This window comes from Paracoccus subflavus (genome assembly GCF_004310345.1).
GTDB classification, from domain to species: domain Bacteria; phylum Pseudomonadota; class Alphaproteobacteria; order Rhodobacterales; family Rhodobacteraceae; genus Paracoccus; species Paracoccus subflavus.
In genome coordinates this window covers 148,447-163,344 of sequence record NZ_SISK01000007.1, presented here as the reverse complement: position 1 = coordinate 163,344, position 14,898 = coordinate 148,447, and the positions used below count along the sequence as shown (strand labels likewise).

Below are 14,898 nucleotides of genomic sequence, written 5' to 3'. Positions count from 1 at the left end.
GTGGTCGCGAAAGGGCCCGAATGGATGCCCGAGCCCGCCGTTGTCAATTGTCGGCTGCGCCCTCGGGTTCGGCCTGTTCGGCAATGCGGGCGACCGACACGACCTCCTCGTCCGGTGCGGTGCTGAAGACGCGGACCCCACCTGCGCTGCGCGAGCGGAAGCTGATGCCCTCGACCGGAACCCGGATCGACTGCCCGGTCGAGGTCGCCAGCATGATCTGGTCGTCCAGATCCACCGGGAAACTGGCCACCAGGCCGCCGCCCCGCATGGCCTTGTCCATCGCCATCACTCCTTGGCCGCCGCGTCCGCGCACCGGATAGTCGTGGCTGGAACTGATCTTGCCCGCGCCCTTTGCGGTAATGGTCAGGATCAGATCCTCGGCCGCCGACATCTGGACATAGCGTTCCTGGGTGATGCTGCCCTCGGCCACGGTCTCCTCGTCCTCGTCGGCCTCGGCCCCGTCGTCCAGGGCGCCGGCGACCGCGCGGCGCATCTTCAGATAGGCAGCGCGCTCGGCGGGATCGGCCTCGAAATGACGGATCACGGACATGCTGACCACATAGTCGCTCTTGGCCAGCCGGATGCCGCGCACGCCGGTCGAATCGCGGCCCTTGAACACCCGGACATCGGTGGTGGGGAACCGGATCGCCCGGCCCAAGGCGGTGACCAGCATTACGTCATCCCCTTCGGTCGCCATGCGCACGCCGACCAGTTGCACCCCCTCGGGCAGCTTCATGGCAATCTTGCCGTTGGCTCGGACATTGGCGAAATCCGACAGCGCATTGCGCCGCACGTCCCCGTCAGAGGTCGCAAAAACGACCTGATAGCCATCCCATTCCGCTTCGGGCGCATCGACGGGCATCAGGGCCGCGATGGATACACCGGGTTCGATCGGCAGGATATTGACGATGGCCTTGCCCTTGGCCGTCCGTCCGCCCAGCGGCAGCCGCCAGGTCTTGAGGCGATAGACCATGCCATCGGTCGTGAAGAACAGCAGTTCCGTATGGGTGTTGGCGACGAACAGGGTGGTGACGACATCGTCTTCCTTGGTCGCCATCCCCGACAGGCCCTTGCCGCCGCGCCGCTGGCTGCGGAATTCGGCCAGGGCCGTGCGCTTGATATACCCGCCCGAGGTGATGGTGACGACCATGTCCTCGCGCTCGATCAGATCCTCGTCCTCCATGTCGCCGGACCATTCGGTGATGGCGGTGCGGCGGGGCACGGCGAACAGGTCGCGCACTTCGCGCAACTCATTGCTGATGATGCCCATGATCCGGTCGCGCGATCCCAGGATCGCCAGGTAATCGCGGATGGCATCGGCCAGGGATTTCAGTTCTTCCGTCACCTCCTGCACACCCAACTGAGTCAGGCGTTGCAGGCGCAATTCCAGGATGGCGCGGGCCTGGGTTTCGGACAGGTTGTAGGTGCCGTCGTCGTTGACCGGATGCAGCGGATCGTCGATCAGGCGCAGGTATTCCAGGATCTCGTGCGCGGGCCAGCGGCGTTCCATCAGCCGTTCGCGCGCCTCGGCGGCGTCGGCCGACGACCGGATCGTGGCCACCACCTCATCAACGTTGCTGACCGCCACGGCCAGGCCGCACAGCACATGGCTGCGTTCGCGGGCACGGCGCAATTCATAGGCGGTACGCCTGGCGACGATTTCCTCGCGGAAGCTGATGAAGCAGGTCAGGAAATCGCGCAGCGTCAGTTGCTCGGGCCGCCCGCCGTTCAGCGCCAGCATGTTGCAGCCAAAGCTGGTCTGCAGCGACGTAAAGCGGAACAACTGGTTCAGCACCACGTCGGGCGTCGCGTCGCGCTTCAGTTCGACCACGACCCGGACGCCCTGCCGATCGGATTCGTCCTGGACCGAGGCGATCCCCTCGACCCGTTTTTCCTTGGCAAGTTCGGCAATCCGTTCGATCAGGCTGGCCTTGTTCACCTGATAGGGGATTTCGTCCACGACAATGGCGAAACGGTCCTTGCGCGGTTCTTCGATATGCGTCTTGGCGCGGATGATGACGCTGCCACGGCCTTCCAGATAGGCCTTGCGCGCGCCCGACCGGCCCAGGATCAGGCCGCCGGTCGGAAAGTCGGGGCCCGGCACCATCTCCAGCAGGCGCTCGGTCGGCAGGTCGGGATTTTCGATCAGGGCCAGGGTGGCGTCCACGATCTCGCCCAGGTTGTGCGGTGGAATGTTGGTCGCCATGCCGACGGCAATGCCGCCTGCTCCGTTGACCAGCATGTTGGGAAAACGCGCGGGCAGGACCGTCGGCTCGCGGTCCTTGCCGTCATAGTTGTCCTGGAAATCGACGGTATCCTTGTCGATGTCCATCAGCAGGTAATTCGCGGGCCGGTCCATGCGAACTTCGGTATAGCGCATGGCGGCGGGGGGATCGCCGTCCATGGACCCGAAATTGCCCTGGCCGTCCAGAAGCGGCAGGGACATGGAAAAATCCTGCGCCATCCGCACCAGGGCGTCATAGATCGCCGCATCGCCGTGCGGGTGATACTTGCCCATCACGTCGCCCACCGGGCGCGCGGACTTGCGATAGGCCTTGTCGGGCGTGTTGCCGGATTCGTCCATCGCGTAAAGGATGCGCCGGTGCACCGGCTTCAACCCGTCGCGCAGATCCGGGATCGCCCGGCTGACGATCACCGACATCGCGTAATCCAGATAGGACGTCCGCATCTCGGCGCTGATGTCGATGACAGGGCCTTCGTGGTGCATCACCTGGCGCGTCACGGCGGCGCTTTCGTTATCCGTATCGGGGGTGTCGGGCAGGTCGTCGTCAGAGGTGTCGGCCACGGAATTTCCTCAACATCGTGTTGGGTTATATATAGGCGACATGTCCTGTGGGGGCAATGTTCGGGGCCTGGATTTGCCGGGGAAAACCCCCTTCTACCCCCGCCGCGCGGCGATGCCCCAGACCATTGCCAGCCCTGCCGAAAGGACTGCATTCCAACCCGCCATCGACAGGCCGAGAAAACGCCACGCCACCTCGTCGCAGCGCACCACGGGGGCGGATTGCAGCCGCTCCATCAGTTCGGCGGGGGACATGGTTGCAAGGCTACCGATCGTTCCCGAACACTGCGAAGGGCCGGCCCACAGCTTCATTTCCACCCCGGTATGATAAATCGCCAGTCCCATGGCAACGCCTGCGGCGATCATGCCCAGGACAGCCAGCACCCGCGTGCGGCCCGTCAGCCAGATCAGTCCGGCGATGGCCACCGCTGCCACATGCGGCCAGCGTTGCAGGATGCACAGTTCGCACGGGGCATATCCCACCGCCTGAAAGCCAAGCGCCGCGATCAGCAGTCCCGCCGATCCGGCCCCCGCAAACAGGGCCAGCGTCCGTCCGTCCATGATGTCCCCCTTGTGTTCGGTTGGCCGTGCATCCCCCCGCAGGGCGCCTGCGTCAAGCCCGTCGCGCACAGGTCGCGGTGCCGTGAACCTGCGCGGCCGCTCGGTCGCGGGAACCTGTGTGGGTATAGCGTGTTCTCGTCCAAGGCCCGGCTTGGGTTTTTACGGAGGTCATGCACATGCAATGGCGGGGACGACGCGGCAGCAGCAACATCGAGGATCGCCGCGGCATGGGCGCCGCCGGGGCAGGGGGGCTTGGCATCGTCGGCACCCTGGCCGTGCTGGCCATCGGCTATTTCTTCGGCATCGACGTCAGCCCCATCGTGCGGGAACTGGATCAGGGCCAGCCGGGCCAGTCCCAGCCCATGACGGCCGAAGACGAAGAATGGCGCGAATTCGTATCGGTCGTGCTGGCCGATACCGAGGAGGTCTGGGCGCCGGTACTGCCCCAGCAGGCAGGCATCACCTATGCCGAACCGCGCCTTGTGCTGTTCCGGGGCGCGGTGCAGTCGGCCTGTGGCGGCGCATCCTCGGCCATGGGTCCGTTCTATTGCCCCGGCGACCAGCGGGTGTATCTGGACACCGATTTCTTTGACATGATGGCCAGCCGCATGGGGGCCGGCGGCGATTTTGCCTATGCCTACGTGATCGCACACGAGGTCGGACACCATATCCAGAACCTGACCGGCACACTGGGAGAGGTGAACCGCCTGCGCGGCCAGATGGACCAGCAGCAATCCAACCAGCTTTCCGTGCTGACCGAATTGCAGGCCGACTGCTATGCGGGGATTTGGGCGCGTCAGGCACAGGAGCGTTTTGGCGTGCTGGAAGAGGGCGATCTGGAAGAAGCCATGCGCGCGGCCGAGGCCGTGGGCGACGACGTGATCCAGGCGAATGCCGGGCGGACCCCGGTCCCTGACAGCTTTACCCATGGCAGTGCCGAACAGCGGCGGGAATGGCTGATGCGCGGCTTTGATTCGGGCGACATGGCCCAGTGCGACACCTTCCGGGCGTCCGGTCTCTAGGCGCCCCCCAGCGAAAGGAAGAACGATGCTGTTGATTTTGTCCGGTCTGATTCTGGGCGCCGCGGCCTTGGCGGCGGCCAGGCCCCGCCCTCAGCCCCGCCCTGTCAGGGTTCGCCGTCGTCAGTAAGGCGGCTTGGGCGGGCGCGCATTCTCCAGCCGCGCCCAGCCGGGCCACAGGTTCAGCCATTCCAGCACGGCGATGGACAGACCTGCCGCCATGATCAGAAGAACCAGCCTGACCTTGCGCGCGCCGGGCGGGTTTCGTGCCCATCGCGAGGCGCGAAGCAGCCAGATCAGGTTGTTCATCGACGCTGCCTTTTGCTAGATCGGACCGACTCGATCATGAACCGGGTTGCCTGACAGATCCAACCCACGAGATTTCCGTGCCCCATCACCAGGATACCCGCGACCTTCCCTATACCGCCCGGCAGATGTTCGATCTGGTGGCCGATATCGAAAGCTATCCGCAATTCCTGCCGTGGAACAGCGCGGCCCGCATCCGGTCGCGCGAAACCCGCCCCGACGGAACCGAGGAGATCGCCGCCGATTTGGTCGTCAGCTTCAAGGTGTTCCGCGAACGCTTCGGCAGCCGGGTGGTACTGTGGCCCGCCGATCCCGAAACGGGGGCGCTGCGGATCGACACCGAATATCTGGACGGCCCCTTTCGTCATATGCGCAGCGGCTGGACCTTCACCGACCGCCCCGAAGGCGGCTGCCGGGTCGAGTTCTTCGTCGATTTCGAATTCAAGAACATGATCCTGCAAAAGCTGATCGGGGTCGTATTCCACGAGGCAATGATGCGGATCGTCCGCGCGTTCGAGGCGCGGGCCAAGGTGCTCTACGGCAATCGCTGATTTCTGAAGACCGCCTATGTTTTACCTTCAGCCCGGCCCTGTCGACCTGGAGCGACCTTTTCAGCGCTATCGACACGGGCACCGCAATCGCGTCGCTGAACGGGAACGGCACAAAGCAGGGCCGGTTCGTCGAGTTCGAGATCACCCAAACCGATCCTGCGCCGATACCCGTGCCCGCCAGCGCGGTTCTGGTGTTGACGGGTTTGTTGGGCCGTGCGTCCCTGCGGCGCCGAACGCCCTCGGCCCAGGTCCGGCGATGAGGCCGCGCGCCCGGCCTGTTCCGGCCTAGCTCAGTGCGCTTTTCAGCGCCTCGGCCCGGTCCGTCCGTTCCCAACTGAAGGCCGTGCCGCGGTTCAACTGATAGGGCTGGCGCCCGAAGTGCCCATAGGTCGCGGTTGGCCGATAGATCGGGTGCAGCAGGTCCAAATCGCGGATGATGGCAAAAGGCCGCAGGTCGAACACCTCGCGCACCGCCGCGACGATCCGGTCATGGGCCACCGTTTCGGTGCCGAAGGTATTGAGGCTGATCGAGGTGGGCTGCGCCTCGCCGATGGCATAGCTCACCTGGATCTCGCAGCGGCTGGCAAGCCCGGCAGCGACGATGTTCTTGGCAACCCAACGGCCCGCATAGGCGGCCGAGCGGTCCACCTTGGACGGATCCTTGCCCGAAAACGCCCCCCCGCCATGGCGGGCCATGCCGCCATAGCTGTCCACAATGATCTTGCGCCCCGTCAGCCCGCAGTCGCCGACAGGTCCGCCGATCACGAACTTGCCGGTCGGGTTGATGAAATACTTGGTTCGGTCCGACAGCCAGTTGGCAGGCAGGACCGGCTTGATGATTTCCTCGATCACCGCCTCGCGCAGGTCGGACAGGGTGATTTCAGGATTGTGCTGGGTGGACAGAACCACGGCGTCGATGGCCTGCGGACGGCCGTCATCACCATATCGCAGCGTCACTTGCGATTTCGCATCGGGGCGCAGCCATTTCAGCGTTCCGTCGCGGCGGACCTTGGCCTGCCGTTCCACCAGGCGGTGCGCATAGGTGATGGGCGCGGGCATCAGCACGTCGGTTTCGTCGGACGCATAGCCGAACATCAACCCCTGGTCGCCCGCGCCCTGGTCTTCCAGATTGACGCGGTCCACGCCCTGGTTGATCTCGGGCGACTGCTTGCCGATGATGTTGATGACCGAACAGGTCGATCCGTCAAATCCCACGTCCGACGACGTATAGCCGATGTCGTTGATCACGCCGCGTACGATCGATTCCAGATCGACCCAGGCATTGGTCGAGATCTCGCCCGAGATGATGGCGACCCCGGTCTTGACCATCGTCTCGCAGGCGACACGCGCACGCGGATCTTCGGCCAGGATCGCATCCAGGATCGCATCGCTGATCTGGTCGGCAATCTTGTCGGGATGGCCCTCGGACACGGATTCCGAGGTGAACAGCGAATATTCCATGGCTCAGTACCGGTAATGATCGGATTTGAAGGGGCCTTCGGGCGAGACGCCGATATAGTCGGCCTGTTCGGGCAAAAGCTGCGTCAGCTTGGCGCCCACCTTGTCCAGATGCAGCCGCGCGACCTTTTCGTCCAGGGCCTTGGGCAGGATATAGACCCCCGGCGCGTAGTCGTCGCCCCTGGTCCACAGCTCGATCTGCGCCAGCACCTGGTTGGTGAAGCTGGCGGACATGACAAAGGACGGATGGCCGGTGGCGTTGCCCAGGTTCAGCAGGCGGCCTTGGGACAGCAGGATGATGCGGTTGCCCGAAGGCATCTCGATCATGTCGACCTGGTCCTTGATGTTCGTCCACTTGTGGTTGCGCAGGCTGGCCACCTGAATTTCGTTGTCGAAATGGCCGATATTGCCGACGATGGCCATGTCCTTCATCATCCGCATGTGTTCCAGCCGGATTACGTCGCGGTTGCCGGTGGTGGTGACAAAGATGTCGGCCGTGGCCGCCACGTCCTCCAGCAGGACGACCTCGAATCCGTCCATGGCGGCTTGCAGCGCGCAGATCGGATCGACCTCCGTGACCTTCACCCGCGCACCTGCCCCGTGCAGGCTGGCGGCCGATCCCTTGCCCACGTCGCCATAACCGCAGACAACCGCGACCTTGCCTGCCATCATCACGTCGGTGGCGCGGCGGATGCCGTCCACAAGTGATTCCCTGCAGCCGTACTTGTTGTCGAATTTCGACTTGGTGACGCTGTCGTTGACGTTGATCGCCGGAAAGGGCAGCAGGCCGCGTTTATGGAGGTCGTACAGGCGGTGAACGCCGGTCGTGGTTTCCTCGGACACGCCCCTGATGGCGTCGCGTTGCTTGGCAAACCAGCCCGGCGTTTCCGCGATCCGCTTGCGGATCTGGGCGAACAGGGCCTCTTCCTCCTCGCTGGTGGGGGTTTCGATCAGGCCGGTCTCGCCCGCCTCGACCCGTGCGCCCAGCAGGACATACATCGTGGCGTCGCCGCCGTCGTCCAGGATCATGTTCGCCGTCCCGTCGGGGAACTGGAAAATACGGTCCGTATAGGCCCAGTATTCGGCCAGCGTCTCACCCTTGACGGCAAAGACCGGCACGCCGGACGCCGCAATGGCCGCCGCCGCATGGTCCTGGGTCGAGTAGATGTTGCAGGACGCCCAGCGGACCTTGGCGCCCAGTTCGACCAGCGTCTCGATCAGCACCCCCGTCTGGATCGTCATGTGCAGGCTGCCTGCGATGCGCGCGCCTGCAAGCGGCTTGGCCGGACCATATTCCGCGCGCAGCGCCATCAGACCGGGCATTTCGGTTTCGGCAATGTCCAGTTCCTTGCGGCCGTAATCGGCCAGGGCGATGTCGCGGATGATATGGTCGGTCACGGCAGTCGTCTTTCGTTGCGTCGGTCGGGCATTCGATAGCCGATGCCCGACAGGATCGAAAGCGGAAATCCGGCACGGGAATAAGGGTGGCTGCGGCGGAACCCCAGATCCGCCGCAGCCCGGAGGACGGCAGTGCGCTGCCCGGCCCTCCTTTCGCAAGGCGGGCGCGCGCGACGGATCTGTGCCCGGCAGCACGCGGGACCGGCCTAACTGAACGGATCAGGAAGATGCTGAAATGAGCGATAGAATAGATGCCACGTCACCGCCGGGCCGTCATCCCCCTGCGACCGCCGACCGCCGGGCGGCTGTTCGCGCAAAACGCTTGACGAAATCGACCATGGCCAGCTCGGCAGTTTCGACCGGATCGCCCGAGACGGACCATTCCTTCATCTGGCCGTCCACCACCATATGCGCAAGCCCGTAGGCAAAGGTTTGCGACGACAGAACGATCATGCGGATGTCCTCGTCCTCGCGCAGCCGCCCCGCAGCACGCGCCCGTTCCAGCATCCGGGTCATCAGGTCGATGATGGCATCCAGATAACGGCGCAGCCTGGGGTCCTGCCGGGCATTCAGCGTCGGATGGCCGCTGATCAACCGGAACTGCATCCGGTGGTCCGCCGCCCAGCGGACATAGGCCTTGCCCAAAGCCAGGAACTGGCCCACCGCATCGTCAGGATCGACCTGAACCACGGCCTTGGTACAGGAATCCATCAGACGGATCAGGGCCTGTTCGGCCACAGCGACCAAAAGGTCCTGATGCTGCGGGAAGATCAGCCGCAACTCGTCGGGGCATATTCCCATGCGCCGGGCAATGTTGGCAAGATCGGGATCGGTGCGCCGAAGATCGGCCATCATCTCGATCGTGGTGGCAATGGCCCTGCCGTGCAGCCCCATTCCTCTCATGTCCTCGTGTCTGCTCATGTCGCGTTCCGATCAGGGCAGGGCCCGGCAACGGGCCGGGCCATCGTCACGTCCTTCTGGAAATCAACCGGCTGGTGAATGCCCGGTTCCCAATACCATCATAAGTGATCCTCAGCACGACCTTTCCGATCGTCTTCGGAAAAACAAGGTTAACACGGCAAGAATGGCTTGCGAACCTCGCCAATTCGACAGGTCGGGCGGGCGCGTCCTCAGCCTTCGGCGCGGGCCTGCCGCTTGCGTTCGTGGGGGTCCAGATGGCGTTTGCGCAGGCGGATGTTCTTGGGCGTGACCTCGACCAGTTCGTCGTCGTTGACATAGGCGATGGCCTCTTCCAGCGACATGCGCACCGGCGGCGTCAGGCGCACAGCCTCGTCCGTGCCCGACGCGCGCACGTTGGTCAGCTTCTTGCCCTTGAGCGGGTTCACCTCGAGGTCGTTGTCGCGCGAATGCTCGCCGATGATCATGCCGGTATAGAGCAGCTCCTGCGCGCCGATGAACATCTTGCCGCGTTCTTCCAGGTTCCACAGCGCATAAGCGACGCTGACCCCGTTTTCCATCGAGATCAGCACACCCTGCCGGCGCCCCTGGATCGCGCCCTTATAGGGGGTCCAGCCGTGAAAGATGCGGTTCAACACACCGTTGCCCCGCGTATCGGTCATGAATTCGCCGTGGTATCCGATCAGCCCGCGGGATGGTACATGCGCCACGATCCGCGTCTTGCCGACGCCCGCAGGCCGCATGTCCACCATGTCGCCCTTGCGGTCGCCCGTCAGCTTTTCGATGACGACGCCGGTATAGTCGTCGTCCACGTCGATGATGACCTCCTCGACCGGCTCAAGCCGCTGGCCGTCCTCCTCGCGGAAGATCACGCGGGGGCGGCTGATCGACAGTTCGAACCCCTCGCGGCGCATGTTCTCGATCAGCACGCCCATCTGCAATTCGCCACGGCCCGACACCACGAAGGCATCGCCGCCGGGCGTGTCCTCGACCTTGATGGCCACGTTGACCTCGGCCTCGCGCATCAGACGCTCGCGGATGACGCGGGACTGGACCTTTTTGCCGTCCTGGCCCGCCAGAGGGCTGTCGTTGATGCCGAATGTCACGCTGATGGTGGGCGGGTCGATGGGCTGGGCGGGCAGGGCAGTATCCACCTCGAGCGCACAGATCGTGTCGGCGACCGTGGCCTTGGACATGCCGGCGAGCGTCACGATGTCCCCCGCCTGCGCCTCGTCGATGGGGGTCTGGTTCAGGCCGCGGAACGCCAGGACCTTGCTGATGCGGAACTGCTCGATCCGCTCGCCGTCGCGGGACAGGGCCTTGACGGTGTCGCCTGCCTTGGCACGGCCCGCCTCGACCCGGCCCGTCAGCAGGCGCCCCAGGAAGGGATCGGCGGACAGCGTGGTCGCCAGCATCTGGAACGGCTCGGCCGCGCGCGCGATCTGCCTGGGCGGTTGGACATGCGACAGGATCAGGTCGAACAGCGCCGACATGTCCTTGCGCGGTCCGTCCAGCGTCGCATCGGCCCAGCCGCCGATCCCCGAGGCATAGACATGCGGAAAGTCCAGTTGTTCGTCGCTGGCACCCAGGTTCGCGAACAGGTCGAAGACGTCGTTCAGCGCGTTGTCGGGTTCGGCCGCGGGCTTGTCCACCTTGTTCAGCACCACGATGGGACGCAGCCCCAGGGCCAGCGCCTTCGAGGTCACGAACTTGGTCTGCGGCATCGGTCCTTCGGCGGCATCGACCAGCAGGCAGACGCCATCGACCATGGACAGGATCCGCTCGACCTCGCCGCCGAAATCGGCATGGCCTGGCGTGTCCACGATGTTGATGCGGGTGCCCTTCCATTCCACGCTTGTCGCCTTGGCCAGAATGGTGATGCCGCGTTCGCGTTCGATGTCGTTGCTGTCCATGGCACGCTCCGCCACGGCCTGGTTCTCGCGGAATGACCCGGACTGCCGCAGCAACTGGTCCACCAGCGTCGTCTTGCCGTGGTCAACGTGAGCGATGATGGCGATGTTGCGGATATCCATGAGCGACCCTTGTGATTTGGCGCCGCCCTAAACAATCGCCGGTCAAAAGGCCAGACGGAATATGGACGGCTGGCAAGACCAAAGGTCACGAAAAACCCCGCCGCTTCTCAGCGGCGGGGTTGGCAGACAAGGCGATGTCCCGGGGATCAGCCGTTGCGGATGCCGCGATGCAGGCCCGACCAGACCCGGCCATCATCCCGGTCCCGGCCGCCGCGGATGGCGGCAAGAAAGGCCACCGCGCCTGCGATCAGGGTCGATGCGGCCAGCAGGAAGGCTGACCAGACGGCGGCGCTGCGGGCGGATTCGGCCGCGTCGATGGCGGACTGCCGGGCCTCTTCCAGCCGCTGCTGGGCTTCGTCCTGCAGGCGCTGGGCTTCGGCCTGAGCGGTGTCGATGGCCTCCTGTGCCTGGGCGCGGGCCTCCTCAAGCCGCTGTTCGGCCTCGGCGCGCAGGTCTTGGACCTGGGTCACGGCTTCATCGACGCGGGCCTCCACCTCGGGCTGGGTCAGTTGGGTACGAGCAGCCAGCGCGCGGACCAGATAGTCTCGGTCCTCCTGGGGCAGTTCGCCGGTGCGCAGCACCGTGCCCATCATGCCTGCGATCTCGTTGCGGATCGCTTCGTCCGAAAAGGCGTTCGATGCGGTTTCTTCCGGGCGCAGCAGACGATTGGTGATGTAATCCATCGGATTCTGCTGCATTCCTTCGGGCAGCATGTCCTGCAGCGTGCCCTCGCCCGCGGCCTGACCGGCCCCTTGCAGGGCGCCGCCCGCCGCCTGTCCAGCGCCGCTGATCACGCCGCCCGCAACCTGGCCGACGCCGCCGACGACGCCTCCCGCCAACTGGCCCGCGCCCTGCAAGGCGCCGCCGACAGCCGAACCCCCGGCCTCGACCACGGTGCCCGCGGCCGATCCGACGGCGCGGACGCCGCCCGACAGGATGCCCAAGGTGAGGATGGCGCTGACCAGGGTGCCGACCGCCCAGACCGTAAGGCCATGCACGCCGTCGCGGGCGCGGGTTTCGTCGGCTCCGATGCCGGTCGTGGGGGTGCGCATCCGCCCTGCGACATAGCCGCCCAGGGCATAAGCTGCCAAGGTGCTGAGAAAGGCGAAAAGGCCGACCAGAATGGCGGCAAAGGTTCCCAGCCCTTCATCGGGTTCGGCGGAGACGGACCCGAGACCGATGGCGGCGGTGAAGCCTGTAAAGACGACCATGGCGCCTGCGGCGATGGCGGCACCGGACAGGATCGCAGGCCAGTCCATGATCCTACGCGGCGGTGTCATATTGGGATCAATACTCATTCCGGCGGCTTATCTCAGGCCGAGGAAAGACAGGATGAACAGGACCACGACTACAAGGCCGACGATGTAGATGATGGAATTCATGGGGATTTTCTCCGCTGATGACTGCGCCCGAAAGCGGGTCTTCCGCAAGGCGTCGGCAAAATAACGCAACCGTGTAATCACGGTTCCCCCTTTATCCCGACCTGCGTGGCAGCCATCCCAGTCCCTGCGCCGTAAGTCCCGCGGGATTGTATTCCGCGCTGACCCAGCCGCGATAGCCCGATTGATCCAGATCCGCGAAGAGCGCCGGATAGTCGATCGTTCCTTCCAGCGGCTCATGGCGTTCCGGCACGCCGGCGATCTGGATATGGCGGATGATGCCCTTATGCCGGTGCCAGACCGCGACCGCATCGCCCGTGATCAGATGCGCGTGATAGCTGTCGTACTGCAGCCCCAGGTTCGGGGCGCCGACCTCGGCGATCAGTTCCGCCGCCAGATCGAAGTCGGCCAGGAAATAGCCCGGCTGGTCGGCGGGGTTCAGCGGCTCGATCGTCAGGCTGGCGTGAGACGCGCGTTCGGCAGCCCAGCGCAGGTTCGCGATAAAGGTGTCGCGCGCAGAGGGTCCCTGGGCATATCCGGCCATGACGTGGATATGGCGGGCACGCAGCGCCTCGGCAAAGCGCAGCGCGCGGTCGAAGTCGCTGCGGAACCGTTCTTCCCGCCCCGGCTCGGCGGCGAACCCGCGCGGTCCGCCCGCCCAGTTCGGCGGCGGGGTGTTCAGCAGCACGAAATCCAGCCCGGCGGCAATGGCCGCGCGCGACAGGTCGCGGGCCGGGAGGTCATAGGGGAACAGGATCTCGACCCCGGTGAACCCGGCCTCGGCTGCGGCCGCGAATCGGTCCAGCATCGGCAGTTCGGTGAACAGCATCGTGAGGTTGGCAGCAAAGCGGGGCATCAGGGCTCCAGCGGAAAGAATACGCCGGCCGAACGGATGCCCATGCGGCCCCCGTCTTCGGTCGCCGCCGCGGCAAGGCGGTAAAAGGTCTTGCGGTCGATCAACGCCTCCAGCCCGGCGCGGACATGGACATAGGGACGCGGTTCGTCAGCGGTCCCGCGCAGGATGACCAGATTGTCAGGCCCCGCCGTCACCCGGTCGCCGACATTGGTGGTGAATGTCACGGCGTCGGGTTCTATGTCTGCGTCCACCGCCACGAAGGGCGCGTCCACCACGCGGATGCCGACCTTCTCAGCCGGGGTGACCAGGAAGAACCGGCCTTCCTCGCGCTTCAGGATGGTCGAAAACAGCCGCACCATGGCGGGCCTGCCGATAGGCGTGCCCTGGTAGAACCAGCTTCCGTCAGCGCGGATTTCCATGTCCAGATCCCCGCAAAAGGGCGGGTTCCACAAATGCACCGGCGGCAGCCCTTTTTTGGCTGCCCTGCTGGCTGCGGCGGCAAGACCCTCGACGCTCACAGCTTTGTCACCGCGATCTGCCATTCCTTGTGGTCGCCTTTCGCTTATCCTCGTATGGTCCGATGTAGAGCAGCAAGGGAACATTGTCATGGCTTCCGATGACGTTCTGGTGGAACAGGTTGAACGGCTTGCCGAAAACCTGACCGATGCGCGCACCAGCATCGAGCGGCGCTTTGTCGGACAGCATCAGGTGGTCGAACAGGTTCTGGCCGCGATCCTGTCGGGAGGGCACGCGCTTTTGGTGGGCCAGCCAGGCCTGGGCAAGACCATGCTGGTCGATACGCTGGCGACCGTCCTGGGCCTGGGCAGCCAGCGCATCCAGTTCACCCCCGACCTGATGCCCGCCGACATCCTGGGGTCCGAGGTTCTGGACGTGCTGCCCGACGGGTCCCGGGCCTTCCGGTTCATCGAAGGGCCGGTCTTTACCCAATTGCTGATGGCCGATGAGATCAACCGGGCCAGCCCGCGCACCCAATCCGCGCTGCTGCAGGCCATGCAGGAGCGCGAGGTGACGATCAGCGGCCAGCACCGCCCGCTGGGCCGCCCGTTCCATGTGCTCGCCACCCAGAACCCCATCGAGCAGGAAGGCACCTATCCCCTGCCCGAGGCGCAGCTTGACCGTTTCCTGCTGCAGATCGACGTGGATTATCCCGACCGCGACACCGAGCGCGACATCCTGATGGCCACCACCGGAATCGAGGATGCCCGCGCTCATGCCGCATTCGACGCAGACACCCTGATCGGGGCTCAGCGCCTGATCCGCCGGATGCCTGTCGGCGAAGGCGTGGTGGAACGCATTCTGGATCTGGTCCGGGGCTGCCGGCCCGGAACGGCAGAACAGGCCGGTTTTCTGGGGGACAGCCTGATCTGGGGGCCGGGGCCGCGCGCGGCGCAGGCGCTGATGCTGGTGACGCGGGCGCGCGCCGTGCTCAACGGCCGCTTTGCCCCCACCCTCGAGGATGTCGAGGCGATGGCCGCCCCCGTCATGCGGCATCGCATGGCGCTGTCCTTTGCCGCCCGCGCGCGGGGCGAGACGGTCGATGACGTGATCGCGCGGCTTCTGGACGACCGCCCCGGCGCAAGCCGTGCGGCATGAGG

At 65.2% G+C, this 14,898-nt stretch carries 13 protein-coding genes; 3 read left to right on the top strand and 10 right to left on the bottom strand.

The window, feature by feature from the left end; all coding sequences use genetic code 11:
- Positions 1-43: 43 nt before the first annotated feature.
- Together gyrA and EYE42_RS10900 are read right to left on the bottom strand one after the other, a co-directional pair.
- Positions 44-2,728 carry a DNA gyrase subunit A gene (gene gyrA, locus EYE42_RS10905; protein ID WP_130991387.1) on the bottom strand — a complete coding sequence of 895 codons (2,685 nt, stop codon included), beginning with the start codon at positions 2,726-2,728 and terminating at the stop codon, positions 44-46.
- A 171-nt stretch (positions 2,729-2,899) separates the two neighbouring features.
- Positions 2,900-3,364, bottom strand: coding sequence for a disulfide bond formation protein B (locus tag EYE42_RS10900; protein WP_130991355.1), 465 nt, complete (start codon positions 3,362-3,364; stop codon positions 2,900-2,902).
- A 176-nt stretch (positions 3,365-3,540) separates the two neighbouring features.
- On the opposite strand from EYE42_RS10900, the gene ypfJ reads away from it, so the two are divergent.
- Positions 3,541-4,386: a KPN_02809 family neutral zinc metallopeptidase gene (gene ypfJ, locus EYE42_RS10895; RefSeq protein ID WP_130991354.1), complete on the top strand. Its 846-nt coding sequence runs from the start codon at positions 3,541-3,543 to the stop codon at positions 4,384-4,386.
- Between the two features lie 120 nt (positions 4,387-4,506).
- Here the strand turns inward: ypfJ and EYE42_RS10890 are convergent, their stop codons facing one another.
- Positions 4,507-4,692, bottom strand: a complete 186-nt coding sequence (locus EYE42_RS10890; RefSeq protein WP_130991353.1) for a hypothetical protein — start codon at positions 4,690-4,692, stop codon at positions 4,507-4,509.
- Between the two features lie 77 nt (positions 4,693-4,769).
- On the opposite strand from EYE42_RS10890, the gene EYE42_RS10885 reads away from it, so the two are divergent.
- Positions 4,770-5,240, top strand: a complete 471-nt coding sequence (locus EYE42_RS10885; protein WP_130991352.1) for a type II toxin-antitoxin system RatA family toxin — start codon at positions 4,770-4,772, stop codon at positions 5,238-5,240.
- A 285-nt stretch (positions 5,241-5,525) separates the two neighbouring features.
- On the opposite strand, the gene metK is transcribed toward EYE42_RS10885, so the two are convergent.
- From metK to EYE42_RS10850, 7 genes are all read right to left on the bottom strand, one after another.
- Positions 5,526-6,701 carry a methionine adenosyltransferase gene (gene metK / locus EYE42_RS10880; RefSeq protein ID WP_130991351.1) on the bottom strand — a complete coding sequence of 392 codons (1,176 nt, stop codon included), beginning with the start codon at positions 6,699-6,701 and terminating at the stop codon, positions 5,526-5,528.
- A 3-nt stretch (positions 6,702-6,704) separates the two neighbouring features.
- Positions 6,705-8,096 carry an adenosylhomocysteinase gene (gene ahcY, locus EYE42_RS10875; protein ID WP_130991350.1) on the bottom strand — a complete coding sequence of 464 codons (1,392 nt, stop codon included), beginning with the start codon at positions 8,094-8,096 and terminating at the stop codon, positions 6,705-6,707.
- Between the two features lie 273 nt (positions 8,097-8,369).
- Positions 8,370-9,017 (bottom strand): TetR-like C-terminal domain-containing protein, encoded by a 648-nt coding sequence (locus EYE42_RS10870; RefSeq protein ID WP_130991349.1) that lies wholly within the window; start codon positions 9,015-9,017, stop codon positions 8,370-8,372.
- Between the two features lie 209 nt (positions 9,018-9,226).
- Entirely contained in the window at positions 9,227-11,047 is a 1,821-nt protein-coding gene (typA, locus tag EYE42_RS10865; RefSeq protein ID WP_130991348.1) for a translational GTPase TypA, read from the bottom strand.
- Between the two features lie 146 nt (positions 11,048-11,193).
- Complete coding sequence (locus tag EYE42_RS10860; protein ID WP_246020736.1) at positions 11,194-12,327, bottom strand: hypothetical protein; 1,134 nt, start codon at positions 12,325-12,327, stop codon at positions 11,194-11,196.
- Between the two features lie 193 nt (positions 12,328-12,520).
- Positions 12,521-13,282: a hydroxypyruvate isomerase family protein gene (locus EYE42_RS10855; protein ID WP_130991346.1), complete on the bottom strand. Its 762-nt coding sequence runs from the start codon at positions 13,280-13,282 to the stop codon at positions 12,521-12,523.
- Positions 13,282-13,824 (bottom strand): DUF1285 domain-containing protein, encoded by a 543-nt coding sequence (locus EYE42_RS10850; RefSeq protein WP_130991345.1) that lies wholly within the window; start codon positions 13,822-13,824, stop codon positions 13,282-13,284. Before EYE42_RS10850 ends, EYE42_RS10855 begins: the two co-directional genes overlap by 1 nt.
- A 64-nt stretch (positions 13,825-13,888) precedes the next feature.
- Here EYE42_RS10850 and EYE42_RS10845 point away from each other — a divergent pair, with 64 nt between their 5' ends.
- Positions 13,889-14,896 carry an AAA family ATPase gene (locus tag EYE42_RS10845; protein WP_130991344.1) on the top strand — a complete coding sequence of 336 codons (1,008 nt, stop codon included), beginning with the start codon at positions 13,889-13,891 and terminating at the stop codon, positions 14,894-14,896.
- The last annotated feature ends 2 nt before the right edge of the window (positions 14,897-14,898 follow it).

Coding starts and splice junctions, on each gene's coding strand:
- gyrA (WP_130991387.1), bottom strand. CDS start 2,728: ATGCACCACGAAGGCCCTGTCATCGACATCAGCGCCGAGATGCGGACG.
- EYE42_RS10900 (WP_130991355.1), bottom strand. CDS start 3,364: ATGGACGGACGGACGCTGGCCCTGTTTGCGGGGGCCGGATCGGCGGGA.
- ypfJ (WP_130991354.1), top strand. CDS start 3,541: ATGCAATGGCGGGGACGACGCGGCAGCAGCAACATCGAGGATCGCCGC.
- EYE42_RS10890 (WP_130991353.1), bottom strand. CDS start 4,692: ATGAACAACCTGATCTGGCTGCTTCGCGCCTCGCGATGGGCACGAAAC.
- metK (WP_130991351.1), bottom strand. CDS start 6,701: ATGGAATATTCGCTGTTCACCTCGGAATCCGTGTCCGAGGGCCATCCC.
- EYE42_RS10870 (WP_130991349.1), bottom strand. CDS start 9,017: ATGAGCAGACACGAGGACATGAGAGGAATGGGGCTGCACGGCAGGGCC.
- typA (WP_130991348.1), bottom strand. CDS start 11,047: ATGGATATCCGCAACATCGCCATCATCGCTCACGTTGACCACGGCAAG.
- EYE42_RS10860 (WP_246020736.1), bottom strand. CDS start 12,327: ATGACACCGCCGCGTAGGATCATGGACTGGCCTGCGATCCTGTCCGGT.
- EYE42_RS10855 (WP_130991346.1), bottom strand. CDS start 13,282: ATGCCCCGCTTTGCTGCCAACCTCACGATGCTGTTCACCGAACTGCCG.
- EYE42_RS10850 (WP_130991345.1), bottom strand. CDS start 13,824: ATGGCAGATCGCGGTGACAAAGCTGTGAGCGTCGAGGGTCTTGCCGCC.
- EYE42_RS10845 (WP_130991344.1), top strand. CDS start 13,889: ATGGCTTCCGATGACGTTCTGGTGGAACAGGTTGAACGGCTTGCCGAA.